Source organism: Psychroflexus curvus (assembly GCF_020164585.1).
Classification (GTDB): Bacteria; Bacteroidota; Bacteroidia; order Flavobacteriales; family Flavobacteriaceae; genus Psychroflexus; species Psychroflexus curvus.
Window position 1 is genome coordinate 129,974 of record NZ_JAIQZF010000001.1, and the last position, 26,116, is coordinate 156,089.

Annotated in this window: 15 protein-coding genes; 13 read left to right on the forward strand and 2 right to left on the reverse strand. The window is 36.7% G+C overall.

Annotated features, from left to right (window positions below):
• The first annotated feature begins 4 nt into the window (after positions 1-4).
• The 6 genes from LB450_RS00550 to LB450_RS00575 all read left to right on the forward strand — a co-directional run bounded on the left by LB450_RS00550 (position 5) and on the right by LB450_RS00575 (position 12,523).
• Complete coding sequence (locus LB450_RS00550) at positions 5-1,627, forward strand: RagB/SusD family nutrient uptake outer membrane protein (RefSeq protein WP_224485869.1); 1,623 nt, start codon at positions 5-7, stop codon at positions 1,625-1,627.
• 143 nt (positions 1,628-1,770) lie between these two features.
• A complete protein-coding gene (locus LB450_RS00555; RefSeq protein WP_224485870.1) occupies positions 1,771-5,112 on the forward strand; it encodes a VCBS repeat-containing protein in 3,342 nt (1,113 codons plus the stop codon).
• Positions 5,078-8,356 (forward strand): VCBS repeat-containing protein, encoded by a 3,279-nt coding sequence (locus tag LB450_RS00560; protein ID WP_224485871.1) that lies wholly within the window; start codon positions 5,078-5,080, stop codon positions 8,354-8,356. Before LB450_RS00555 ends, LB450_RS00560 begins: the two co-directional genes overlap by 35 nt.
• Position 8,357: 1 nt before the next feature.
• A complete protein-coding gene (locus LB450_RS00565) occupies positions 8,358-9,683 on the forward strand; it encodes a vanadium-dependent haloperoxidase (RefSeq protein WP_407692569.1) in 1,326 nt (441 codons plus the stop codon).
• Complete coding sequence (locus LB450_RS00570) at positions 9,676-10,584, forward strand: GyrI-like domain-containing protein (protein ID WP_224485873.1); 909 nt, start codon at positions 9,676-9,678, stop codon at positions 10,582-10,584. The genes LB450_RS00565 and LB450_RS00570 overlap by 8 nt, the downstream gene beginning before the upstream one ends.
• Before the next feature lie 10 nt (positions 10,585-10,594).
• A complete protein-coding gene (locus tag LB450_RS00575; RefSeq protein WP_224485874.1) occupies positions 10,595-12,523 on the forward strand; it encodes a trehalase family glycosidase in 1,929 nt (642 codons plus the stop codon).
• Between the two features lie 34 nt (positions 12,524-12,557).
• On the opposite strand, the gene LB450_RS00580 is transcribed toward LB450_RS00575, so the two are convergent.
• Both LB450_RS00580 and LB450_RS00585 read right to left on the reverse strand, forming a co-directional pair.
• Entirely contained in the window at positions 12,558-13,157 is a 600-nt protein-coding gene (locus tag LB450_RS00580; RefSeq protein WP_224485875.1) for a gluconate 2-dehydrogenase subunit 3 family protein, read from the reverse strand.
• A gap of 8 nt (positions 13,158-13,165) precedes the next feature.
• Positions 13,166-14,893 carry a GMC oxidoreductase gene (locus LB450_RS00585; protein ID WP_224485876.1) on the reverse strand — a complete coding sequence of 576 codons (1,728 nt, stop codon included), beginning with the start codon at positions 14,891-14,893 and terminating at the stop codon, positions 13,166-13,168.
• Between the two features lie 138 nt (positions 14,894-15,031).
• On the opposite strand from LB450_RS00585, the gene LB450_RS00590 reads away from it, so the two are divergent.
• The 7 genes from LB450_RS00590 (at position 15,032) to ilvB (ending at position 26,116) form a co-directional block, all read left to right on the forward strand.
• Complete coding sequence (locus LB450_RS00590; RefSeq protein ID WP_224485878.1) at positions 15,032-16,009, forward strand: sugar phosphate isomerase/epimerase family protein; 978 nt, start codon at positions 15,032-15,034, stop codon at positions 16,007-16,009.
• Between the two features lie 278 nt (positions 16,010-16,287).
• Complete coding sequence (locus LB450_RS00595; RefSeq protein ID WP_224485879.1) at positions 16,288-17,304, forward strand: DUF3500 domain-containing protein; 1,017 nt, start codon at positions 16,288-16,290, stop codon at positions 17,302-17,304.
• A 309-nt stretch (positions 17,305-17,613) separates the two neighbouring features.
• A complete protein-coding gene (thrA, locus tag LB450_RS00600; protein WP_224485880.1) occupies positions 17,614-20,055 on the forward strand; it encodes a bifunctional aspartate kinase/homoserine dehydrogenase I in 2,442 nt (813 codons plus the stop codon).
• Positions 20,056-20,069: 14 nt separating this feature from the next.
• Positions 20,070-20,996, forward strand: coding sequence for a homoserine kinase (locus LB450_RS00605; RefSeq protein ID WP_224485882.1), 927 nt, complete (start codon positions 20,070-20,072; stop codon positions 20,994-20,996).
• A gap of 13 nt (positions 20,997-21,009) precedes the next feature.
• Entirely contained in the window at positions 21,010-22,335 is a 1,326-nt protein-coding gene (gene thrC / locus LB450_RS00610) for a threonine synthase (RefSeq protein ID WP_224485883.1), read from the forward strand.
• 327 nt (positions 22,336-22,662) lie between these two features.
• Positions 22,663-24,339, forward strand: a complete 1,677-nt coding sequence (gene ilvD, locus LB450_RS00615) for a dihydroxy-acid dehydratase (protein WP_224485885.1) — start codon at positions 22,663-22,665, stop codon at positions 24,337-24,339.
• A 43-nt stretch (positions 24,340-24,382) separates the two neighbouring features.
• Positions 24,383-26,116 (forward strand): biosynthetic-type acetolactate synthase large subunit, encoded by a 1,734-nt coding sequence (gene ilvB / locus LB450_RS00620; protein WP_224485886.1) that lies wholly within the window; start codon positions 24,383-24,385, stop codon positions 26,114-26,116.

The following is a 26,116-nucleotide window of genomic DNA, read 5'->3' on the forward strand; positions in this document are numbered from 1 at the left end:
TTATATGAAGAAAAAAATTAAATTCTCAGCAATCTTTTTAATGATGTTTGCTGTGCTATTTTCATGTACAGATTTGGAAATAGAAGAGACCGACTCAATTCTTACGTCTGGTTTTGACGGCCTATCTGCAGAAGAAGCAAGTAGTTCTTTAAATGATATGTATAATAGCTTAGTCGGTGCTATAAGCACACAAGAAAATTTATATTCATTAACTGAAGTGACTTCTGATGCGTTGTTAATACCAACCAGAGGGTCTGACTGGGGTGATAACGGTCTTTGGAGACAGTTGCATCAGCACTCATGGACACCAGATCATCGATTTGTAACTAACACGTGGAATCAGTGGAATCAGCTACAACTTTCAGCTAGTGAGGTTATAGATGAACGTTCATCATCTTCTCCCCAAGTAAAGGCACAAGCTCATTTCTTAAGGGCTCTTTCTATGTATATCATATTAGATAATTATGGTCAGGTTCCTTATAGAGATACTGAAGCTCTGCCTTCGGTAGATCCAGTAGTTCTTACGGAAATGGATGCTGTGAATTTTATCGTTGAGGATCTAAATGTGGCAATTTCCAATCTGGAAGATTCTCCAGCAGGGAACGATAATAGTACTGCTTCAAAAACAGCTGCCAGGTTTCTGTTAGCTAAAGTGTTGCTCAATAAGCATATTTTCACTAATACATCTGTTGATAATGCAGATATGGGTAAAGTGATTGACTTAGTCGATCAAATTTCTGCAAGTGGTTACGAATTGCAGGATGGTTATTTTGACATTTTCAATTCTAGTGCAGATTCTGAAACTATTTGGTACATTCCAGCTAGTGTTGGACCAAAAATCTTCAGCACACTTCATTATAATTCAACCGAGTTAGGTGGAGGTGGATGGAACGGATTTTCTACCTTAGCAGAGTATTATGATTTATATGAAGGTGATCCCACACAAAACAGATTAGATGCCGATGGAAACCCAATAGACGGGCAAGAAGAAAGAAGAGGGGGTGTTCCTCCAATGGGTATTCCTGTTGGTGAAGCTTCAGATCCGTTGCTCAATGGTGACGATAATGGTGATGGCTATGTGGATGGTTCAAATGTAGGTAACGGCTTCCTTATAGGACAACAGTATGCTACAGATGGGACTCCTCTTGAAGATAGAGGTGGTGCACCTTTAGCTTTTACAAGAGATTTTACAAATTCTGCAACCAACGCTCCTAGTTTAACCGATAACAGTGAGGTTTCGGGAATTAGGCTTATAAAGTATAATCCTAGATATGGAGCTTTTAAAGAGCATCATATATTTTTCAGATATTCTGACGCTTACCTTATGAAAGCAGAAGCTATGTTAAGATCTGGTCAGGATATAACTGGAATGATAAATAATTTAAGAACTCTTCGAGATGCTTCACCGCTTGCTAATGTTACGGAGAAAGAGTTATTAGAAGAAAGAGGTAGAGAGTTATATACTGAATTCTGGAGAAGGAATGACTTGATTCGTTTTGGAGAATATACAAGAGATTGGGAGTTTAAAGATCCCGGTGCAATTGGTAATCCGGATCGTGAATTATTTCCAATACCTGCAACCCAAGTTATTTTGAATCCTAATTTAGTGCAAAATCCAGGCTATTAGTAACTTGTAATATACTGATGCTATTTATAGAAAAGGGGTGTATATCTATACTCCCCTTTTTGTATTGATAAAATTAGTTATTCGCTTGTTGTAGAATAAATTTACATATATTGATTGGTATAATTATTATAAAGAAATATCATATGATTTTGAGGTTTTTTACTTTCCTGGCTATTGGTTTTTTGATGTCTTGTGACACAAAAGATAACTCTAAACTGCCAGGGGAAGTTGATGAAAATACGCTCTTTAAACTCTTAAATCCAGATAGTACAGGAGTAGATTTTTTCAATAAGGTAGTCAATCAAAAAGACTTCAATATTTTTAAATACCGTAATTTTTATAATGGAGGGGGAGTAGCCATTGGAGATATTAATAATGATGGTTTACCAGATATTTATTTTACCGCCAATATGGGGGTTAACAAACTGTACTTAAATAAAGGGAATTTAAAGTTTGAGGATATTTCTTCATCTGCTGGTATTGAAGGCAACAAGCCATGGTCCACGGGAGTTACAATGGTTGATATTAATAACGATGGTTTACTTGATATATATGTGAGTAATGCAGGTAATATGCAAGGAAATAATCATGATAACGACTTGTATATCAACAATGGAGATCTCACTTTTACAGAACAAGCCGATAAATATAATCTAGCCAAAACTGGATTTTCTACACATGCAACATTTTTTGATTATGATAAGGATGGAGATTTGGATGCGTACATATTAAATAATAGTAATATACCTGTTAGTAGTCTTGGATATGCTCACCAAAGAGATAAAAGAGCACAGGATTGGGAAAACGTACCTCATATTTTTAGGGGAGTAGGAGATATGCTGTTAAGAAATGATAATGGTAAATTTGTAGATGTAAGTGAAGAAGCCGGGATTTACGGTAGTCTGATAGGATTTGGATTGGGAGTGATGGTTACTGATATAAATAATGATTTATATCCGGACATTTATATATCCAACGATTTTTATGAGCGAGACTACTTGTATATTAATAATCAGGATGGAACCTTTACTGAAGACATAAAAAACTGGATGTCTCATCTTTCCTTATCTGCTATGGGTATAGATATTGCAGATATAAATAATGACGGATATTCAGACATTTTCATTACAGACATGCTGCCGGAAGAAGACCAACGCATTAAATCTGTCATGGAATTTGAAGGCTATAATGTCTTTAAACTGAAACAGAGTAAAGACTTCTATCAGCAATACATTCAAAATACTTTGCAACTTAATAATGGCAACAATACATTTTCAGAAATTGCCAATTATAGTGGAGTTTCCAAAACTGACTGGAGCTGGGCTGGATTGATGTTTGATATGGATAACGATGGTTATAAGGATATTTTCGTTACCAACGGAATTAATCACGACTTAACCGATTTAGATTTTGTAGACTTTTTCGCCAATGAAATTATTCAGAAAATGGCATTAACAGGAAAAAAACAGGCGATAGATTCTATTATTGACAAAATGCCACAGCGTCCACAACCCAATTTTGCCTATCAGAATAATAAAGATCTCACCTTTAGCAATCAAGCTGATAAGTGGGGGCTTGGCAAACCAAGTTTTTCAAATGGTGCAGCTTACGCTGATTTAGATAACGATGGTGATTTAGATTTGGTGGTGAATAATGTAAACATGCCTTCTTTTATTTATGAAAACAGAACAGATTCTCTCACTACAAATCATCATTTGCGCATCAAACTTCAGGGCGGAGAAAAAAACACTTTTGCCATAGGGGCTTCTGTCAAAATTTATGCAAAGGATTTGATATATACACAAGACCAGATGCCATCCAGAGGTTTTCAATCTTCTATGGATTATATAATGACTATTGGTTTGGGAGAACTCAAAAGCATTGATTCACTTCGGGTGATTTGGCCAAATGATAAAACGCAACTTTTGACCAATGTAGAAACCAACCAAGAGCTCAGTTTAAAACAGGCAGATGCCGTTCGGGATTACAAAATAAACACGACAACAGCCAAGTCAACTTTTTTTGAAGAGGTTCCAAGTAATTTAACTTCACATATAGAAAACAATTATTCAGATTTTGATTATGAAGGACTTATTACTAAAAAAATATCTCAGGAAGGACCAGCCCTAGCCACTGCAGATGTTAATAACAATGGTTATGAGGATGTTTTTATAGGTGGAGGTAAAAATCAAAGAGCTGTCTTATATTTAAATAAAGGCAAGGGAGAATTGGTAAAATCGAATTCAGATTTATTTTTAAAAGATGCAGAATTAGAGGATACCGCCGCGGCTTTTTTTGATGTAGATAATGATGGAGATTTAGATTTGATGGTCGGTAATAGTGGTAATGAAGTCGGTAAGCAGGAAGATTATAAGGTAAGATTATATCTAAATGACGGCAAGGGTCGTTTTACAAAATCGAGTATGGATTTACCTTTTACCAATGACAATATTTCAACTATAGCTCCATACGATTTTGATGGTGATGGGGATATGGACGTTTTTATAGGTTCAAGAAGTGTAGTAGGTACTTATGGCATCAATCCAAATCATTTATTTCTTGAAAACACAGGCGACGGGAAATTCGAAGATGTAACAGAGCGTTATGCTTTCGATGTAAAAGATGCTGGTATGATTACTCATGCCATCTGGGAAGATATGGATGGTGATCAAAAGAAAGACTTAATAACAGTTTCAGACTGGGGAGGGGTGAATATTTATAAAAACTCAGGTCGGGGCTTAACTAAATTAACTACAGATTTGGATGATTATCAAGGCTGGTGGAATACTGTTACAGCTACAGATATTGACAATGACGGTGATATAGATTTGATTTTAGGTAACCAGGGCAGCAATACACTCTATAAAGCTAATGAAGACCAACCCATGAAAATGTGGGTAAATGATTTTGATAATAATGGCACTATAGAACAAATTCTTACAAGACATATTAATGGTGGAGATTATCCACTTCACATGAAAAAAGAACTGACCGGGCAGATAGTGTCTTTAAAAAAGCAAAACATAAAAGCCTCAGAATATGCACAAAAAACTATCCAAGAGCTTTTTTCAGAAGAAACCATAAAAAATACATTGGTTAAAAAAGTAAATATTTCAGAATCTGCAGTAGCTATAAATAATGGAGACGGTAATTTTGACATTAAAGAAATGCCGCCAAGAGCTCAGTTTTCTTCTGTAAATAGTATCATTACGTTAGACGTCAATAAAGATGGTTTTGAAGACATTCTAATGGGAGGTAATGATTTTGAATTTAAACCTCAATTTTCCAGGCTGGATGCTAACTATGGGTCTTTGTTTTTAAATAAAAAAGAGAATAATTTTGAATGGCAAGATTATTCAACCTCTGGTTTTTTTGTAAAAAATGAAATAAAACACATTCAAAAAATTAAAGGGAAAGATGGTGAAACGTATATTATAGTTGTAATTAATAATGAAAAACCTAAAATATTTGAGCTCAAAAAATAATTTCGGTCTGGTATTGGCTTTGTTTTTTCTCTTTTCTTGTCAGCAAAAAGAGGATTTTGTTTTTAAAAATGCCTCTTCTGAGAGAACAAACATTTCTTTTGTAAATCAAATTACTGAAACTCAGGACGTCAATATTCTTGACTATATGTACTTCTATAATGGAGGAGGTGTGGCTATTGGTGATATTAATAATGACGGGTTGCCTGATATTTTCTTTTCTGGAAACCAGGTAAAAAACAAATTATACCTCAATCAAGGAAATTTAAAATTCGAAGATATTTCCAAAACTGCAAATATTGAAGGGAATAGCTCTTGGAATACTGGTGTTGTAATGGCAGATGTCAATGGTGATGGCTTTCTCGATATTTACGTTTGTGCAGTGGTCGGAATCAATGGCTTTAGAGGGCATAACGAATTGTTCATTAACAATGGAGATGGTACTTTTACGGAGTCAGCGTCAGAATTTGGTTTGGATTTTGATTCTTTTAGTTCTACTGCTGTTTTTTTTGATTATGATTTAGACGGAGACTTGGATATGTACCTGCTCAATCATGCTGTTCATACTTCAGAATCATTTGGCAATTCAAATTTGAGAAACAAGCGCAATGATCAGACCGGGGATAAACTTATGAGGAATGATAATGGTAAGTTTATAGATGTTAGTGAAGAAGCTGGAATTTATGGGGGAGCCAATGGTTACGGATTAGGAATTTCGGTTGCAGACTTTAATCAGGATGGATATCCGGATATTTATGTGGGGAATGATTTTCATGAAGATGATTACTACTATATAAATAATGGGGATGGTACATTTTCTAATGAATTGACCTCCTACTTCGGTCACACTTCTCGTTTTACAATGGGTATTGATGCAGCTGACATCAATCATGACGGCTTATCAGACTTGTTTACTCTGGATATGCTCGCAGAAGAGGAAGAAATTGTGAAATCATCTTTGGATGACGAGGATTATCAGGTTGAAAAAATACGCATCAAAAATTTTGGATATTACTATCAATATTCTAGAAATATGCTGCAAATCAATCAAGCTGATAATAATTTTAAAGAAGTTGGACTGTTAAGTGGAGTGGCTTCTACAGACTGGAGCTGGAGTGCTTTATTTGCTGATTTTAATCAAGATGGAGAACAAGACCTTTTTATAACCAATGGAATTTTAAGACGTCCAAATGATTTGGATTATATAAATTTTGTATCAAACGAACAAATTAAAGAAAAAATAAGTAAAACAAATTTGGTAGACAATGAAGCCCTTTCTAAAATGCCATCTGGCAAAGCATCTAATTATATGTTTAAGGGTAAGGGAAATTTAAAGTTTGAGAATACTTCGGAGTCCTGGATTTCAGAAAATAAATTAACTGCTTCTACAGCTTCAGCTATGGGAGATTTGGATAATGATGGCGATTTAGATCTTGTAGTGAGTAATTTAAATGAAGAAGTTACAGTTTTAGAGAACCAAACAAATTCGAAATCAAATTATCTAAAAATCAAACTTGAATATTTAAACCCTAATTCATTTGCTATTGGAGCAAAAGTATATGCTTATTACAACAATCAACTCCAATTTAAGGAAAACTATACTTCAAGAGGCTTCCAATCTTCATCAGAACCTATCATACACTTTGGATTTGATACTCTTAAAACTATTGATTCTTTAAAAATTGTTTGGCCAGACCAAAGCTTTCAAATCCAGAAAAATGTTTCTACTAACCAAACTATAGTCGTAAAACCTACTGACACTCAACCTATAATTTATAAAAAATCAAAACAAAAGCTGTTTAAAAAAGTTGAGGATAACTTAGGCATAGACTTTACTCATGAAGAAGATAATTATATCGATTTTATGAGGCAAAAATTAATACCGTATCAGGTTTCTAATAAAGGACCTGCTGTTGCAATAGGAGATTTAGATGGCGATGGAAAAAGCGATGTTTTTTTTGGTGGTTCCAAATACAGAACTTCTAAAGTTTTCCTCCAAAAAGATTCCACTTACGAGCCTTACAGTTTTTTATCAATTTCTAAAGATTCCATCAAAGAAGACGTTTCTGCTGCCATAGCAGATTTTACTGGTAATGGCAAAAACGACCTGTTTGTAGGTACTGGAGGTGCAGATTTTTCCGGCACTTCAAGTCAGCTGGCAGACAGTTATTATGTGCAAAAAGAAGGAACATTTAAGTCTAAAGATTTGCCTGACTATTTTCAAAATGCCTCAGTCATAAAGCCATTTGATTTTGATAATGACGGTGATTTGGACATCTTTGTAGGTAACTCCACGATCAGCAATGATTTTGGAAATATACCGGCATCTTATGTATTGATAAATACCAAGGGTGAGTTTTCATTATTAGAACCAAATCCTTTTGAGAATGCAGGAATGATAACAGATGCTATTTGGAGCGATTTTGACGACGATGGTTTAACTGACTTAATCCTCGTTGGTGAATGGATGTCTCCAAAGTTCTTTAAAAATAGCGGAGATCATTTTGATGAAGTTGATTTAGTCGAAAACTTAAATGGTTTATGGCAAGCTATACACCCTTTTGATATAGATAATGATGGGGATACAGATTATTTACTTGGAAATTGGGGAATAAATACAAAATTTAAGGCCGCAGAAAAATACCCTATGAAACTGTATTATTCAGATTTTGATGATAATGGTACTACAGAAACAATAGTATGTATAGAGAAAGACAAATCTTATTATCCTGTTTTGGGTCTAGATAATTTGGCAAGTCAATTGGTGTTTTTGAGGAAAAAATTCACATCTTACAAATCTTTTGCAGGACAGCCAATAGAAAATGTTTTAGATAAGGAAATGCTGGATAAGGCAAAAGTTTTGGAAGTAAATCAATTAAAATCTGGTTATTTAGAAAACACAGATGGAAATTTTAAATTTATCCCTTTCAAAACTGATTTACAAGTTGCACCCATTACAACGTTTTTAAATTTCAAGTTTGAAAATAACGATAGAGAGGCCATACTGGCCGGAGGTAATTATTTTGGATTAACTCCTTTTCATGGAAGATTAGATGCTTTTTCTGGAGCATTAATCATTGACGAAAAAACTATAAAATTGGGATCTGGCTTAGGTATAGATTTTGCTAAAAAAGAGATTAGAGATTTAAGCATAATTTACTTAAAAAATCAACCTTTTTTACTAGTTACTATACATAACGCCAGAAATGAGGTTTACGAAATTCAAATTAATGATGAAAACTACTAAAATGATGAAAAGATGTATATATATAGCTGTTTTTGCATTGCTTAGTTCGTGTAAAAATGATGAGCCTATTGTTATAACACCAGACCATTTTCACAATTCAGTAGATAAAGTTGTTGGTATCATGATTCATGATATTTTTTCTCCACCTGTAGCAAGCCGGGTTTTTGCTTATCCTAATATTGCAGCTTATGAAATTATTGCTTTAAGGGATGGTAAATACAACTCTTTAAGTGGCCAGGTTAGCCAACTAAAGGAAATACCCAGACCGAAATCTGATAAAAACTTAAACTACGACTTAGCGGCGCTTATCACTCATATAGATTTAAGCAGAAAGTTGATTTTTTCTGAAGACAAGATGATCTCCTATAGAGACAGTCTTTACCAGGTTTGGGAAAATAAAAATCCTGTTGTTTTTGATGCTTCCAAAGCTTATGCTTTAGAAGTCTCGGAGCATTTTAGCGAGTGGATGAGTAAAGATAACTACAAGCAAACCCGGACCATGTCTAAATATACCATAAACACAGAAGACATGTCTAAGTGGCAACCTACGCCTCCAGCCTATATGAATGGTATAGAGCCCCATTGGAATAAAATTAGACCTTTCCTCCTCGATTCTGCAAGTCAGTTTAAACCTATTCCACCACCAAATTTTTCTATGAAAAAGGATAGTAAGTTTTATAAAGAATTGAAAGAAGTTTATGATGTGAGTAATGCGATTACGGAAAAAGGTGATACTTCTGAAGAAATAGCTATAGCTCAGTTTTGGGATTGCAATCCCTACGTTTCGGTTACAAGAGGCCATTTAATGTTTGCAACAAAAAAAATCACACCAGGTGCGCACTGGATTGGAATCACTAAAATTGCCAGTAAAAAAAGTGATTTTAACGTATCAGAAACCATTTTTGCTTACACGAAAACTTCCATAGCTATTTTTGACGCCTTCATAAGCTGCTGGGATGAAAAATATAGAAGTAAATTGGTACGTCCAGAAACGCTTATCAATAAGCATTTTAATGATAATTGGAAACCTATCCTTCAGACACCTCCTTTTCCTGAATATACAAGTGGACACTCGGTTGTTTCAAATGCAGCTTCAACGGTATTAACTTCAATTTTCGGCAAAGACTTTCAGTTTGATGATAATACAGAGGTTGAATTTGGACTTCCAGTAAGAAGTTTTAAATCTTTTGAGGCAGCAGCACAAGAAGCCACCATAAGTAGATTGTATGGTGGTATTCATTTTCGTTCTGCCATAGAAGTGGGAGCAAAACAAGGAAATGATTTAGGTGATTTTATGATTGATAAATTGAATATGTCTAATGAATAATAAGTTTTCAAAACTAATTTTATATGGTGTGGCAGCCGTTTTTATTTTAAGTGCTTCCTGGTATTTTTTTAAGCCTTATGAGGATACAGTAACTTTTGATTATAAAACACTCCCAGGTACAATTAATCAAACTGTAAAAGCTTGGTCAATTAGCCTTAAAGATTCTGAGATTATAGAGAGTAAATCCATAAATTCAATTAAACAGCGCATTGATTTTGAGAACACATCTCATATCTATAATTGGAAGTTTTCACCCGTAAATGATTCGATAACAGAAGTAAGTATTGGAATTCTCGATACTAAAAGTAATTTTAAATCAAGATTTTTAGATTTATTTCAAACCACAGACGTTAGCAAAAAATCAAAACTAAAGATTCAGAGTTTCATTAAAGTTTTAGAAGATCATTTAAAAGCTCATGATATAAAAATTGATGGTGAGAGCAAGTCACCATCTACCTATTGTGCTTATATTCCTGTAAAAGCAAAACAATTCCAAAAGGCGAAAGGCATGATGTCAAACTATGGTTTATTGAGTTCAGTTCTTCTTGAAAGTGGAATAAAACTGAATGGCAGCCCTATAATTGAAATAGTTGATTGGGACATTGAAACAGACAGTATTCACTATAATTTCTGCTTCCCAATAGTGAAGCAAGATTCATTGCCGGAACATCCTTCTGTTAAATTTAAAAATCTTGATGGTCAAAAATCAATCAAAGCTACTTATCACGGAAACTATATTTCTTCTGATAGGGCGTGGTATGCCTTGCTGAAATACGCTAAAGAAAACTCTATAGAAGTAGATAAAACACCTGTAGAAGTTTTTTATAATAACCCTATGCAGGGGGGAGATGACAGGTTATGGAAAACAGAAGTGTATATGCCGTTAAAAGAACTCAATTAATTTTTGTGCCATGAAAAAAATAAACCTTAATTATATAATCTTTATCCTGGTCTTAGTTAGTTGCCAGAATAACAATGATCATGAAGTTTTAAACGTCAATGTTGAGCAAACCTTATCGGCTTTGGAAAACGATGAAGATACCGATAATGATAAAAAAATCACAATAGAAGATACTGGTGATAAGTCGTTTGTTGTGCAAACAACAGATGGTGAAGAAGTCCTAATAGAGAGCACTTATTACTTGTCAAATTTGCTTCAAGAATTAGCCATAGCTAAGAACAAAGGTTTGTCTAAAATTCAGATTGATATTCAACGCGTTAAGGAACAACCAGCAGACCGTCTATCCCGTTTGATTAAAACAAAATATTGGGATAATCTTACACGAAGAGTTGACCGAGAAGGGTTGGAAAATATATTGACAGACACAAAAGCTTCAGACAGTTTAATGAGAAGATTATACGTTCCTTCTACCGATTCTGTTGGGATTGCTTATTTTAAAAATTTGGAAACTGATTTTGAGAATTTTAAAGTCGTCATTTTACCTGAAAATATTTCACCAGAATATGTCAAATCGATTAACGACAAACCAGGTATTTTGAGTCTTAAAATTGAAGATGGCAAAGGTCTTCCATTTGTAGTACCTGGTGGTCGATTTAACGAAATGTACGGTTGGGATTCTTATTTTGAGGGAGTTGGGCTTAATATCGATGGAAGAGAAGACTTATCTAAAGCCATGGTAGAAAACTTTGCTTATCAAATAGAACATTATGGAAAAATCTTAAATGCAAATCGGAGTTATTATCTTACGAGAAGTCAACCACCTTTCCTAACTTCTTTCATAACTGAGACTTATGAAAGTTTAAATCAAAATAATAAGGCCTGGTTAAGAAAAATGATCAAAGCTGCCATGAAAGAATATTTCGAGGTCTGGATGGTAAAAGATGAAAAATTGACAGAAAACGGTTTAAATAGATATTATGCTGAAGGCATTGGGATTCCGCCCGAAACTGAGCCTGGTCATTTTGATGAACAGCTTCAGCCTTTTGCAGATACATATGATATGCCTTTAGATGAGTTTATTAAAGCCTATCAAAATCAAAATATAAACAGCAAAGAATTAGACGAGTACTTTCTTCACGATAGAAGTCTTAGAGAGAGCGGTCATGATACTACATGGCGCTTAGATGGTGTTTGTGCTGATCTTAATACGGTTGCGCTGAACAGTCTTTTATATAAATATGAAAATGACTTTGCTTATCTTATCAGAACTTATTTTGACAATTCATTTGAATATAACAACCAAAGCTTTAATTCTGTGTATTGGCTTGATAAAGCTGATAGAAGAAAAGAATTGGTAAATAAATTCCTTTGGAATGAAGCTAATAATTCCTTTTACGATTATAATATTCAAACTCAAGAACCTTTAGTTTATGAATCGGCTACAAATTATTACCCTCTTTGGGCAGAATTAGCTTCAGAAGAACAGGCAGAACACCTTAAAAATCGACTTCTTGAAACTTTAAAAGCTAAAGGAGGTGTATTATCGTCTTCAAAAGCATCAGTTGAAAGATTTGCCACTAGCGATGTAGCGCGTCAGTGGGATTATCCAAACGGCTGGGCCCCTCACCAGATGTTGATCTGGAAAGGCCTTATGAATTACGGCTATGATGAAGTGGCTCAAGAATTTATTTACCGATGGTTATGGATGATTACCAAAAATGCGACTGAATATAATGGAACTATTCCCGAGAAATATGATGTTGTAAATCGAACTCATAAAGTTTATGCAGAATATGGAAATGTAGGGACAGAATTTGATTACATCACCCCATCTGGTTTTGGGTGGATGAATGCGTCTTATCAATATGGGTTAAGTTTATTAGATAAAGATTTAAGAGAAAATTTAAATGATCTTGTAAATCCAGACCAACTATTCTAAAATACAATACACTAAGTACTTGAATCCAGTTATTTTATAAGGAATATGAGATACCTCCTGTTAATTCCTGTAAATCACCGGTATAATATTTTGTGGGTATTGGGTCATAGACTAAAACATTCTCACCAATTTCTTCCGTTGTTAAGTAAGCAGTTATGCACATCCATTTGATATAATTTAAAAACTCAGATTTTGATGAGGTTGTTAGGGATGGATTTTCATCTTTTTCAGGATTAATTCCATCACTTAATACTAAATGCTTATCCAGTAATGCCTTATACTCATTGTCAGTAATATCGTTAATAGAAATTTCTTCATTTGCTTTTAATATGTAAATGATTTTATCAAAAGCAATTTTCATGTTGTTTTGGCTTTCGTTATCTAGAACCTCATTCGCGTATCTATCTATAAATTGTGGTACATTTAAATCTGTAGCGGAAGGTAGCTTTGTGGTTTTAGGTAAAATGACATCTGCTAATCTAGTTAAGACAACACCCTGTTCTACTGTGAAGAAAATGGGCTTCCAATTTTTAATATCACTGTCACAGCTTTGTAGAATGCTAATAATTGTTGGTGTAACAACTAGAAAGCCTGTTGCAAAACCGATGTTTTTGAGGGCCTCTCGTCTTTTCATGTTTACAATTATGGTGTGTTATTAGTTTTAAGTTGTGTAGCAGCGTGGTTGGCTGCCCTTGCAGTAAAAGCCATATAAGTTAAAGATGGGTTTTGGCAACCAGAGGAGGTCATAAATGCCCCATCAGTTACATAAACGTTTGTACAATCATGAATTTGATTATGTTTGTTAAGGACAGAAGTCTTAGGATCTTTACCCATCCTGGCTGTACCCATTTCATGTATTCCCAAGCCCAAGGCCTTCTTAGGTTTGATATCGTAACCTTCAACATCTTTAAACCCAGCCGATTCTAACATTTTTACAGCTTGATTCTGCATATCCTTCCGCATGGCAAGTTCATTTTCTCCAAGGGCTGCATCGAAGGTTATTGTCGGCAAACCCCAATCATCTAATCTTTTATAATCAAGGTACATTTTATTGTCGTGATTTGGTAAGGTCTCACCAAAAGCCAGTAAATTAACGTTCCACTCTCCGGGCTTCAAAATAGCTTCTTTTAGTTCTGGACCATATTTCAATTCGGCTACCATTTCTGAAATGCTAGACCTTGATGCGCCACCCTGATAGCCATAGCCTCTTTTAAATTCCTTCATATCTGTTTTTCCACCAAGATTTCTAAACCTTGGTATATACAGACCATTTGCTCTTCTGCCTTTATTGATTTTATCTTCAAATCCATCTGCTTTAGCCCTAGCACCAACATGAAAATGATGATCCATGATATTATGTCCTAATTCGCCACTATCGTTACCCAAACCATTGGGAAAACGCTTAGATTTAGATTGCAACAATATAGAGGCAGTAGCCATTGCAGAGGCACACAAAAAAATGACTTTTGCTTTATAAATATATTTTTTTTTGGTTTCAGCATCTATGACTTTTACCCCTATTGCTTTCTTTGTAATTTCATCATAAAGGACTTCGTGGACAATGGAGTTTGGCCTTAAAGTCATGTTACCAGTAGCTTCAGCTGTTGGAAGAGTGGAAGAATTACTACTGAAGTATGCACCATAAGGGCAACCCCTAGCGCATCTGTCTCTATATTGACATGCAGCTCTACCCATGCCAGGTTTTGTGCCTTCCGTAATATGAGCTACTCTGCCAATGGTAAGCAACCTTCCATCATCAAAATTCTGAGCCATTTTTGATTTTAACTCTTCCTCAACACAATTTAAATTCATAGGCTTAAGGAGTTTTTGATCTGGTAATTGTTTCAGACCTAAATTTTCTCCAGAAATACCAATAAATTTTTCTACCTTATCATACCAGGGTTCAATGTCATTATACCTCACTGGCCAATCAACTCCAATGCCCTCTTTTTTATTGGCTTCAAAATCGATATCGCTTAGCCTGTAACTCTGTCTTCCCCATGTAATAGATCGTCCTCCAACATGGTAGCCTCTTATCCAGTCAAATCTTCTTTTTTCATTGTACGGGTGTTTTACATCATCAACAAAAAAATGCTCTATGGCAGGTTTTGTAACATAACCCGTTCGATGTTGTTTTGGTTTGCGTTCTATGATATCTCGTGTAGGGACATTACCATTTGGAAAATCCCATGGATCTTTAAAGGCAGTTGGATAATCTTCAATATGCTTAACCATTCGTCCCCTCTCAAGGACTAGAGTTTTTAAGCCATTTTCGCAAAGTTCTTTTGCAGCCCATCCACCAGAAATCCCAGTTCCTACAACGATTGAGTCATATTGACCTTCTATAGAATATATGTCATTTTCATTCATTACATTTAAATCAAATTAAGCATGGGGATTCTTTAAAAAAGAACGTGAAAATACACTTTATTTGCTAAATTGATTAATTTGCGTTTTGAAAATGTTTGATTTTTTTCAAACTCAACTAACCCATAAAATTTATAGAAGATGAAAATTAAAGTACCTAAGTCAATAAGCTACTTTTTAACAGTGTTGTTTTTAATTTCAAGCTATTCTTGCAAGAAAAATCAGGAAAAAGAGGCACAAGCACAATCCAAAGAAATTAAAAAAGAAGATCCTTTTTTTAAATTGTCTTTAGCACAATGGTCATTACACAGAACGTTTAATGAGCAGGGTGTGAATCCATTTAAATTTGCTGAAATTGCTAAAGAAAATGGCTTTGAAGGTTTAGAATATGTAAATCAAATCTATTCTGATGAAATTGAAAAATTGGGTTTTGATGCGGTGATTGATAGCTTAAAAGTTGTAAGTGAAAATGCTGAAATGCAAAACGTTTTAATTATGGTAGATGGCGAGGGTGATCTCGCAGATCCTGATGAAGAAGCCAGGAATTTAGCAGTAGAAAATCATAAAAAGTGGGTAGATGCTGCTCAGGAATTAGGCTGTCATTCTATACGAGTAAATACTTTTGGTACAAATGATCCAGAACTTTGGATTCCTGCCGTTGTAGATGGATTAAAAAAACTATCTGACTATGCATCTACTAAAAACATCAATATATTGTGTGAGAATCATGGTTGGTTATCATCTGATGTACCTGTTTTAATGGAAGCTGTTAAACAGGTTGATATGGAAAATTGCGGGACATTGCCAGATTTTGGTAATTGGTGTATTCAACGTGAAAATGGAGAAAGATGGGGGCAATGTATTGAAGAATATCCAAATAAATATGAAGGTATTGAAACGATGTTAACCAAAGCCAAAGCAGTAAGTGCCAAATCTTATGATTTTGATGAAAATGGGAACGAGACTACTTTAGATTATCCGCGTATCGTAAAATTGATCAAGGATTCTGGTTATAAAGGCTATATTGGAGTTGAATATGAAGGCGATCGTTTACCTGAAAAAGAGGGGATCAAGGCCACCAGAAATTTATTGTTGAAATCTGCTAAATCCCTGCAATAACAAGAATTTATGAAGAAAGGATCCATATGGATTTTTGAAGGATTATTTCCGGGAGGATTGATTTTATGTGATTTTGTGGATTATGTTTTTGATGGTTATAGTGATAAATTCCAGATGTTGTAGTACAATTTTAATCATCTAGTTAATTATGGCTTTGGTTCGCTTAGAAAGCTGTATATTTCATCATATCAAATAGTTAAGGTAATGCATGAAAACTTTAAGCATTTCCATTAGAATAGCTGTTAGTCATTATTTTAAAATAAAAAATCTAAACACAAATGAAAAAAATCACACTCTTAGCTTTAGCAATAGCCTTATCATTTGGTCTGATAGGTTTAAATAAAAATGATCCAACGATAAGTTTTTTGGAATCCTTGAACAATGAGCAATTAAGCATGCTTATGATGCCTCTGGATGATACGTCAAGAAATTTCTGGCACTATTTGCCGGCGAAAATGTTACCGAGAACTGGGTTAATAATCGATGAATTAAATGGCAGTCAGAAAGAGAAATTTTCTCAAATGCTACAGTCATTTTTGAGTGAGTCAGGGTATGACAAGACTCGGGAAATTATTGATTTAGAAAATGTCTTGATAGAATTGGGAGGCGATCCTGAATTCAGAGATGATGGGGCTTACTATATTGCTGTCTATGGCGACCCCAGGACAGATAGCCTTTGGGCTTGGTCCTTTGAAGGACACCATGTATCATTGAACTTTACAATTTCAAACGGGAAAATATCAACGACACCAAGATTCTTTGGAGCCAATCCGGCCACTATCACGGAGGGTAGCAGAAAAGGCGAAAGGGTACTGCAAAGAGAAGAAGACGGGGCCTTCGAATTGTTAAACTCACTTTCTAACCAGCAAAAGAAGGTCGCAATTTTTCAAAATGCTTCTTTTGAGGATATCGTCACAACAAATGCGATCGAAGTGGGTCCCTTGAGACCTGTAGGCATTAAAGCAACTAAATTAAACGCTGAACAAAAAAACATATTAAAACAACTGATAAGCGAATATTTAAGTTCGATTCCTCAGCCTCTTGCTTTAAAACGGGAGAAAAAGATCAATGATGAAGAATTTGATGAAATCAGATTTGGTTGGGCAGGCTCTTTAATAAAAGGAAAAGGACATTATTACAGAATTCAGGGAAAATCCTTTCTGATAGAGTTTGACAACACCCAGAACAATGCCAATCACATTCATACAGTCTGGCGAGATTTTGACGGAGACTTTGGACGAGATATGATTAGAGAACATTATCTTAATTCAAATCATCATAACAAGAAAGAATAATGCTCAACAGCATCTAAGAAAACATGGTTAAGATGATTAGCAATAAAAAGACCAGGAAAGTGAATTAAATCAATAATCTTTCCTCTACGTATTAAGTCTTTAGGTCGATATGAGCATTAAAAGATGTTCAGTCAAAACCTATAAAAATATGGATCCATTAACGAAATCAGATCTAAATTCATTTTAATTCAATCTTCGATAAAATGTATAAAGAGTCTTTTGTTTAAGAATAAATATGCCGTCATTTGTAAATTGTTTTAACTGTTTTTAACTAAATATCCTCAAAAAGGAATTTTAAAATTAAAAGTGATGGAGGTACTAAAGTTTGGAGGTTCTTCTGTAGGAAGTTCAAAGCGAATACATCAAGTTGTAGATATACTTGATCGGTATTCAAAACATGGAAAAGTGGTTTGTGTAGTCTCAGCAGTTGGCGGAATTACGGATAAACTTCTTAAAGCTGGCCAGCTGGCCTTAGAAAAAAATGAGTCTTTTGCTGCTGAATTTGACGACATTAAAAAGATACATTTATCACTGGTTTCAGAGTTAATTCCAAAGGATAATGATTACGTTTTGGAGTACCTGGAAGAGGAACTGAGCTATTTAAAAAACCTATTAGATGGAATCTATCTCATTAATGAGTTAACCCCAAAAACATCAGACAAACTTACGAGTTTTGGTGAATTGATGTCATCTTTTATCATTACTGAAGTAGCTAAACATAGAGGCATTGATGCTGTTCGCAAGAACAGTCAGGAGCTTATTGTGACAAATTCCAGTTTCACCAAAGCTGAAGTCAACTACCTGATCACTAATAAAAATATTAAAGACTATTTTAAAACCGCTCACCAACTTACCGTTTTACCAGGTTTTGTCGCTAAATCCAATCTTGGAGAAATCACTACCCTAGGTCGTGGTGGTTCTGATTTTACGGCGTCCATCTTAGCAGCTGCACTTAAAGTAAAACGACTTGAAATCTGGACAGACGTGAGTGGCATGTACACTGCCAACCCAAAACTGGTAAAACAGGCTACTCCTATCGAAGTTTTATCTTATCAGGAAGCTATGGAGCTTTCGCATTTTGGAGCTAAGGTATTATTTCCTCCAACCGTTCAGCCAGCCTTGGACTCAGAAATTCCAATTCTGATTAAAAACACATTAAAGCCTGAAGATAAAGGGACTTTAATTAAAACACATTCCACTTCAACCTCAGGAAGTGTAAGTGGAATTACAAGTGTAGACAACATCGCGTTACTCACTTTACAAGGCAACGGAATGGTGGGTATTCCTGGTTTTTCGAAACGATTATTCGAGGTTTTAGCTTTAGAAAAAATCAATGTCATTTTTATAACGCAAGCTTCATCGGAACATTCGATTTGTTTTGGAATATCTGAATCGGATGCCGATTTGGCCGTGACTTCTGTCAACCAATGTTTCGAATATGAAATTTCAACGCATAGAATTCGACCAGTAGATGTCGAAAAAAACTTGTCAATTGTCGCTTTAGTGGGGGATCGTATGAAAAATCACCAGGGCATCAGCGGTAAAATGTTTAGTGCTTTAGGGAAAAATAATGTCAATGTAAGGGCTATTGCTCAGGGGGCTTCAGAAAAAAATATTTCAGCAGTCATCTTGCAAAACGATGTAAAAAAAGCCTTAAACGCATTGCATGAAACCTTTTTTGAAGTTAAAACCAAGCAACTCAATGTTTTTATAACTGGAGTAGGAAATGTCGGACATCGCTTAATTTCTCAAATTGAACAGCAGCGCAAATTCCTCAAAAATGAACTGAGAATCAATCTGAGAGTGATGGGAATTTCAAATTCCAAGAACATGTATTTCGATGAAGAAGGCATAGACTTAGGAAACTGGAAAGACCATTTAGAACGGGGAGAGACGTCTTCTTTGGATGGATTTTTGGAGAAAGCCACTCAACTCAACAAGCGGAACAGCATTTTTGTAGACATTACGGCAAGTGAAGCTGTATCTCAAATGTATGCGGACTATTTAAAAAGAAGTATTTCAGTGGTTGCCTGCAATAAAATAGCCTGTTCCAGTGAATTTCAGAATTACAAAACACTCAAAAATTTATCCAAAAAATACAATGCCTCTTTCTTGTTTGAAACCAATGTGGGCGCAGGTTTGCCGATAATCGATACCTTAGGTAACCTCGTGGCCTCTGGAGATAAGGTAACCTCCATACAGGCGGTGCTTTCTGGGAGTTTAAATTTTGTGTTCAATAATTTCAACGGTTCTACCAAATTTCACGATGTGGTGAAAGAAGCTCAGAAAGAAGGCTTTACAGAACCAGACCCAAGAATAGACTTGAGTGGAGTAGATGTGGCTAGAAAAATTCTTATTCTTGCCAGAGAAAGCGGCTACGACATGAATCTTGAAGATATCGAAAACGACTCCTTTTTAACTAAAGCAAATTTGGAAAGCGATACAGTAGATGATTTTTTTGAAACCTTAATCGAGGATGAAGCGCATTTTCAGAAGTTATTCAGCTCTGCCGAAGCTAATAATTCTCAATTGAAATATGTCGCCGAATTCAATGACGGAAAAGCAAAAGTAGGTCTTAAAGAAATTCCTCAGGGACACCCGTTTTATAATTTGGAAGGAAAAGACAATATCGTGATGTTTTATTCTCACAGATACCCAGAACAACCCATCATTGTAAAAGGTGCTGGTGCTGGGGCAGATGTGACGGCTTCCGGATTATTTGCAGATATCATCAGAGTTAGCAATAAATAAAATCAACTTCTATTTTGAATAAAGAAATTCGAATTTTTTCTCCGGGGACGGTGTCCAATGTCGCTTGTGGTTTCGATGTCTTAGGCTTTTGTCTGGACCATATTGGTGATGAAATGCTGGTGAGAACGACTCCCCAGCAAGGAATTTCCATCACCAAAATTGAAGGCTACGACTTGCCTTACGAGACAGAAAAAAATGTGGCTGGGGTTTCTGCGATGGCATTAATCGACGACTTCCAGCCAGACTTTGGATTTGAAATTGAAATTTACAAGCGTATAAAGCCAGGGAGTGGTATTGGGAGTAGTGCTGCCAGTGCCGCAGGAAGTGTTTTTGCTATCAATGAGCTTTTGGGCAGACCTTACAACAAAACCCAACTCACAGCATTTGCCATGAAAGGTGAGGCTGTGGCTAGCCAAAGTGAGCATGCAGATAATCTGGCCCCGGCCATTTTTGGAGGTTTTGTCCTGGTAAAGAGTTTGAATCCATTAGAGATTTTGAATCTACCAACACCAGACGAGCTTTATGCGGTCATTATCCATCCTCAAATCGAAATCAAAACGGCAGAGGCAAGGGCTATTTTGCCAAAAGAGATTCCTATGCAAAAGGCAATCACGCAATGGGCCAATCTTGGCAGTCTTGTTCATGCCCTTCATACCAGTGATTATTCGCTGTTACAGCGCTCACTTCAGGATGTAGTGGTAGAACCCTTTAGAAGTCAGCTCATTCCTCATTTTGATGAGGTAAAAACAGCGGCCTTAAAGCAGGGTGCTTTAGGTTTTGGGATTTCCGGCTCTGGTCCGTCTATGTTCGCGGTTACAAAAGGTGAAAATTCAGCCAGAAGTGTAGAGGCTGCTATGCGAAAGGTCTACAAAAGTTCAAACCTTCAATTTGAAACTTATTCGTCCAAAATCAATAAAGAAGGCATTCAAACCATAAGTTAATAAAGTCTAAGTCATGGATTTTTACTCCCTCAATCACAACGCACCTAATACGTCTTTTAAAGAAGCTGTCATCAAAGGTCTGGCACCCGATAAAGGTTTGTATTTCCCGACCTCTATCCAGAAGCTGCCGGCCTCTTTCTATGCTTCCATCTCAGATCTATCTCACAATGCCATTGCTTTTGAAGTGATTAAGCAGTTTGTGAGTCCGGAAATACCAGAAGTCGAACTTAAAAAGATCATTAAAGAGACCTTGTGCTTTGATTTTCCTGTTGTGAATATCAACGACAGCATATCCTCGTTGGAGTTATTTCATGGTCCTACCATGGCGTTTAAGGACGTAGGTGCCAGATTCATGTCGCGATGTTTAAGTTACTTCAATCAGGCCAGCCTGCGTGATTCTTCAAGGCAGGATCAAAAGAAAGAAACCACTGTTTTGGTAGCCACCTCAGGAGATACCGGTGGTGCCGTTGCCAACGGGTTTTTAGGTGTCGAGGGTATCCATGTGGTGATTTTATATCCCAGCGGTAAAGTCAGTGAGGTTCAGGAAAAACAACTCACTACGCTGGGTCAGAATATCACCGCCCTGGAAGTTGACGGTGTTTTCGACGACTGCCAGGACATGGTTAAGCAGGCATTTTTAGACAGGTCCATCACCGATAAAGTTCAGATCACCTCCGCCAATTCCATCAATGTGGCGCGCTGGTTGCCTCAGATGTTTTATTTCTTTTTTGCCTACCAGCAACTTCATAAGCATCATAAAAACATTGTGTTTTCTGTGCCAAGTGGTAACTTTGGAAATATCTGTGCCGGTTTTATGGCCCAGCAACTCGGTCTGCCAGTTCATCATTTTATCGCCGCCAACAACAGCAATCAGGTCGTGACCGAGTATCTGGAATCAGAAGATTACACACCAAAGCCGACGATACAGACCCTCAGTAATGCTATGGACGTAGGCAACCCAAGCAATTTTGTAAGGATTCAGGAAATCTTTAAAAATGAATTTCAGGTTTTAAAATCGAACCTGACTTCCTTTAGTTTTTCAGATCAGCAAACTCTGGAGAGTATGAAAAGGCTTTATGAGTCTTACAATTACACTGCAGACCCTCACGGTGCCATTGGCTTTCTGGCAGCAGAAGCTTACCAAAAAGACCATCCCAATACCCACTGTGTTTTTTTGGAAACCGCTCACCCTACCAAGTTTCTGGACGTTGTGGAACAAGTGATTCCTGAACAAATCGAACTTCCAGCACAAATCAAAGCGGTGATGAATCAGGAAAAAAAGTCCATTTCAATTTCCACTTACGAGGAGCTTAAAGCTGTTCTTCTCGGAGATTTATAGAGGTTTTTATTTTGATTTTGCCACTGCAGAAATCTGAGTTTTTAGACATCCAGCTTTAGATAACAAGTTCATTTTATCAGCCGTCTTTACCTTTAGATACAACTGAAGGTGAGGAGGGAGTCTTGTGCTTTTAGACAAACAAAAACCTCAAACTTAAAAATGTCAATTATTTTGAGGAATTGAGTATTCCAATCTTTAGTAGTTAACTTACTGTAATTAAGCTATTTATAAAGTAATATCAACTATTGGATTTAACAGCAGTCTTATAAGTCAGTGGGACGAAACTCTATCGAAAATATAATTTCGTTCTTTAATTAATTCAGTAGAATGGAATTGAACAAGTATAGTAAAACCGTTACTCAAGATCCTACTCAACCTGCAGCCCAGGCGATGCTTCATGCTATAGGTTTAACCAAAGAAGATTTCAATAAACCCATCATTGGTATTGCAAGCACTGGATATGAAGGTAATCCGTGTAATATGCATCTCAATGACCTGGCCAAACTTGTGAAAGAAGGCACCAAAAATGTCGATGTCGTCGGATTGATTTTTAACACGATTGGCGTAAGTGATGGCATTTCCATGGGAACTCCAGGCATGCGTTATTCATTACCGTCCAGAGACATCATAGCCGATTCTATGGAAACGGTGGTACAAGCCATGAGTTATGACGGCCTTGTTACTGTCGTTGGCTGTGATAAAAATATGCCGGGCGCCTTAATGGCCATGATACGGCTTAACAGACCCAGTATATTGGTCTACGGAGGAACCATAGATTCAGGTTGTCATAATGGAAAAAAACTAGATGTAGTCTCTGCTTTTGAAGCCTGGGGAGGCAAGGTTGCCGGAACTCTAGAAGAAAGTGAGTACCAAAGTATTATTGAGAAAGCCTGTCCGGGTGCTGGAGCCTGTGGAGGGATGTATACCGCCAATACCATGGCATCTGCTATCGAAGCTTTAGGCATGGCACTCCCTTATAATTCATCAAACCCAGCTTTAAGCAAGGCTAAAAAACAGGAAAGTATACAAGCCGGAGAAGCTTTACGACTTTTAATTGAAAAGGATATTAAGCCTTCAGATATCATCACCAGAAAATCTCTTGAAAACGCCATACGATTAATCACCATCCTGGGAGGTTCTACCAATGCCGTGCTTCATTTTTTAGCCATAGCAAGAGCAGCTCAAATCGATTTTAGCTTACATGATTTTCAAAAAATAAGCGATAATACGCCATTTCTAGCCGATTTAAAACCCAGCGGAAACTATTTGATGGAAGATTTACACGAAGTTGGTGGAATTCCGGGAGTTTTGAAATACCTGCTTAAAAAAGGCCTGTTGCATGGAGACTGTTTAACGGTCACCGGGAAAACTTTGGCCGAAAATTTAAAGGATGTCGATGATCTAAAAGAAGGTCAGGACGTGATTCATACCTTGGAAACCCCTATCAAAATATCAGGACACCTAAGAATGCTTTACGGGAACCTGGCTGAAGAGGGGAGTGTGGCTAAAATTACCGGTAAAGAAGGACTTCAGTTTAGAGGAAAAGCCAAAGTATTTGAAGGGGAGTATGCCGCCAATGATGGGATCAAAAACGGTCAAGTTAAAAAGGGCGACGTTGTTGTCATCCGATACGAAGGGCCCAAAGGCGGACCAGGTATGCCGGAAATGCTAAAACCAACGGCAGCCATCATGGGAGCAGGTTTAGGTAAAGAAGTAGCACTGATTACAGATGGTCGTTTTTCTGGAGGTACCCATGGTTTTGTTGTGGGCCATATTACTCCGGAAGCTCAGGAAGGAGGAACCATAGCTTTGGTGAACGATGGTGATTTTATCACCATAGACGCTGAAAGCAATACCATAAGCCTGGAAGTAAACGATGTGGAACTAGAAAAAAGAAGACAACACTGGAAGACACCGGCTTTAAAGTTCAAACGCGGGGTACTTTATAAATACGCAAGAAGCGTGAGTTCAGCTTCTCGAGGATGCGTGACTGACGAGTTTTAAAAAGATAGTGAAGTTGAGTGAATAGTACGTAATACAAGAACACATGAAAGAGCATTTTACATTAGACAAAGAGAATGATATCTTAACTGCCCAGAAAATGTCGGGAAGCGAGGCTATCATCAAATGTTTACTTGCAGAAGGAGTAAAAACCTTATATGGTTATCCGGGTGGTGCCATCATGCCAGTTTATGATCAGCTGCACCAGTACCAGGATAAAATTCATCATGTTTTAGCCAGACATGAGCAGGGAGCTGTACATGCTGCCCAGGGATTTGCCAGAATTTCAGGTAAAGTAGGTGTTGTTATGGCCACTTCTGGTCCAGGCGCTACTAATCTTATCACCGGGATTGCAGATGCTCAGATAGATTCTACACCTTTGGTGTGTATCACCGGTCAGGTGAACTCTCAGTTGTTGGGTAGTGATGCTTTTCAGGAAACCGATATTGTTGGGATTTCGACTCCCGTTACCAAATGGAATCATCAGATTACCAAAGCTACAGACATACCTAAAGTCTTGGCCAAAGCTTTTTACATCGCCAAAAGCGGAAGACCTGGTCCTGTTTTGATTGATATCACCAAAGACGCTCAATTTGAAGAATTTGATTTTTCTTATCAGAAATGTATAGGCATACGGAGCTACAAGCCTGTTCCCATGGTAGAAGAAAAGAAAGTTCAGGAAGCTGCGGCACTTATCAATTCAGCTAAAAAGCCACTTATCGTTTGGGGTCAGGGGGTGATTTTAAGCGAAGCAGAATCAATTTTTAAAGGGGTTGTAGAAAAATCTGGTATTCCAGCGGCCTGGACTATTTTAGGAGTTTCTGCTTTACCAACTTCACATCCGCTTAATGTGGGCATGGTGGGAATGCACGGTAATTACGCTCCCAATGTGCTTACCAATGAGTGCGATGTGCTGATTGCTATTGGAATGCGTTTTGACGATCGTGTGACCGGGAATTTAAACTTCTATGCCAAACAGGCTAAGGTGGTACATTTTGAAATAGACCCTGCTGAGGTAGACAAAAATGTGAAAGCAGATGTTGCGGTGCTGGGGGATGCAAAAGAAAGCTTAACGCAGTTGTTGCCTTACCTGAAAGAAAAAGATTATACCGAATGGCATCAGCGTTTTAAAGATTTATATAAAATTGAGTATGAAAAAGTCATAAAAAATGATCTTCATCCCACCAAAGAAGGATTGACGATGGGAGAGGTGCTTAAAGAAATCAATAAGCAAAGTAAAGGAAATGCCGCTATTGTAAGCGATGTGGGTCAGCATCAAATGATTGCCTGCCGCTATGCGGATTTCAATATCACCAAAAGCAATATTACGTCTGGCGGTTTGGGAACCATGGGCTTTGCTTTACCAGCAGCCATTGGAGCCAAAATGGCAGCCCCGAATCGCGATGTAGTGGCTATCATTGGAGATGGCGGTTACCAAATGACTATTCAGGAACTTGGAACAGTTTTTCAGCAAAGAATTCCATTGAAAATCGTAGTTCTCAATAATGAGTTTTTAGGAATGGTAAGGCAATGGCAACAGTTGTTTTTTGACAAGCGTTATGCCTCCACAGAAATGACCAATCCGGATTTTGTGGCGATAGCCAAGGGGTATTATATAGATGCTCAAAAGGTAACAGAAAGAGGAAAGCTTTCTGAAGCGGTTCAAGAAATGATGAGTACTGAAGGACCTTATTTCCTGGAAGTTTGTGTGGAAAAAGAAGACAATGTATTTCCTATGATTCCGTCGGGAGCCAGTGTTTCGGATATAAGATTAGATTAA

Coding starts and splice junctions, on each gene's coding strand:
- LB450_RS00560 (WP_224485871.1), top strand. CDS start 5,078: ATGAAAAACCTAAAATATTTGAGCTCAAAAAATAATTTCGGTCTGGTA.
- LB450_RS00570 (WP_224485873.1), top strand. CDS start 9,676: ATGAATAATAAGTTTTCAAAACTAATTTTATATGGTGTGGCAGCCGTT.
- LB450_RS00550 (WP_224485869.1), top strand. CDS start 5: ATGAAGAAAAAAATTAAATTCTCAGCAATCTTTTTAATGATGTTTGCT.
- ilvB (WP_224485886.1), top strand. CDS start 24,383: ATGAAAGAGCATTTTACATTAGACAAAGAGAATGATATCTTAACTGCC.
- thrC (WP_224485883.1), top strand. CDS start 21,010: ATGGATTTTTACTCCCTCAATCACAACGCACCTAATACGTCTTTTAAA.
- LB450_RS00565 (WP_407692569.1), top strand. CDS start 8,358: ATGATGAAAAGATGTATATATATAGCTGTTTTTGCATTGCTTAGTTCG.
- LB450_RS00595 (WP_224485879.1), top strand. CDS start 16,288: ATGAAAAAAATCACACTCTTAGCTTTAGCAATAGCCTTATCATTTGGT.
- LB450_RS00555 (WP_224485870.1), top strand. CDS start 1,771: ATGATTTTGAGGTTTTTTACTTTCCTGGCTATTGGTTTTTTGATGTCT.
- LB450_RS00585 (WP_224485876.1), bottom strand. CDS start 14,893: ATGAATGAAAATGACATATATTCTATAGAAGGTCAATATGACTCAATC.
- thrA (WP_224485880.1), top strand. CDS start 17,614: ATGGAGGTACTAAAGTTTGGAGGTTCTTCTGTAGGAAGTTCAAAGCGA.
- ilvD (WP_224485885.1), top strand. CDS start 22,663: ATGGAATTGAACAAGTATAGTAAAACCGTTACTCAAGATCCTACTCAA.
- LB450_RS00580 (WP_224485875.1), bottom strand. CDS start 13,157: ATGAAAAGACGAGAGGCCCTCAAAAACATCGGTTTTGCAACAGGCTTT.
- LB450_RS00575 (WP_224485874.1), top strand. CDS start 10,595: ATGAAAAAAATAAACCTTAATTATATAATCTTTATCCTGGTCTTAGTT.
- LB450_RS00590 (WP_224485878.1), top strand. CDS start 15,032: ATGAAAATTAAAGTACCTAAGTCAATAAGCTACTTTTTAACAGTGTTG.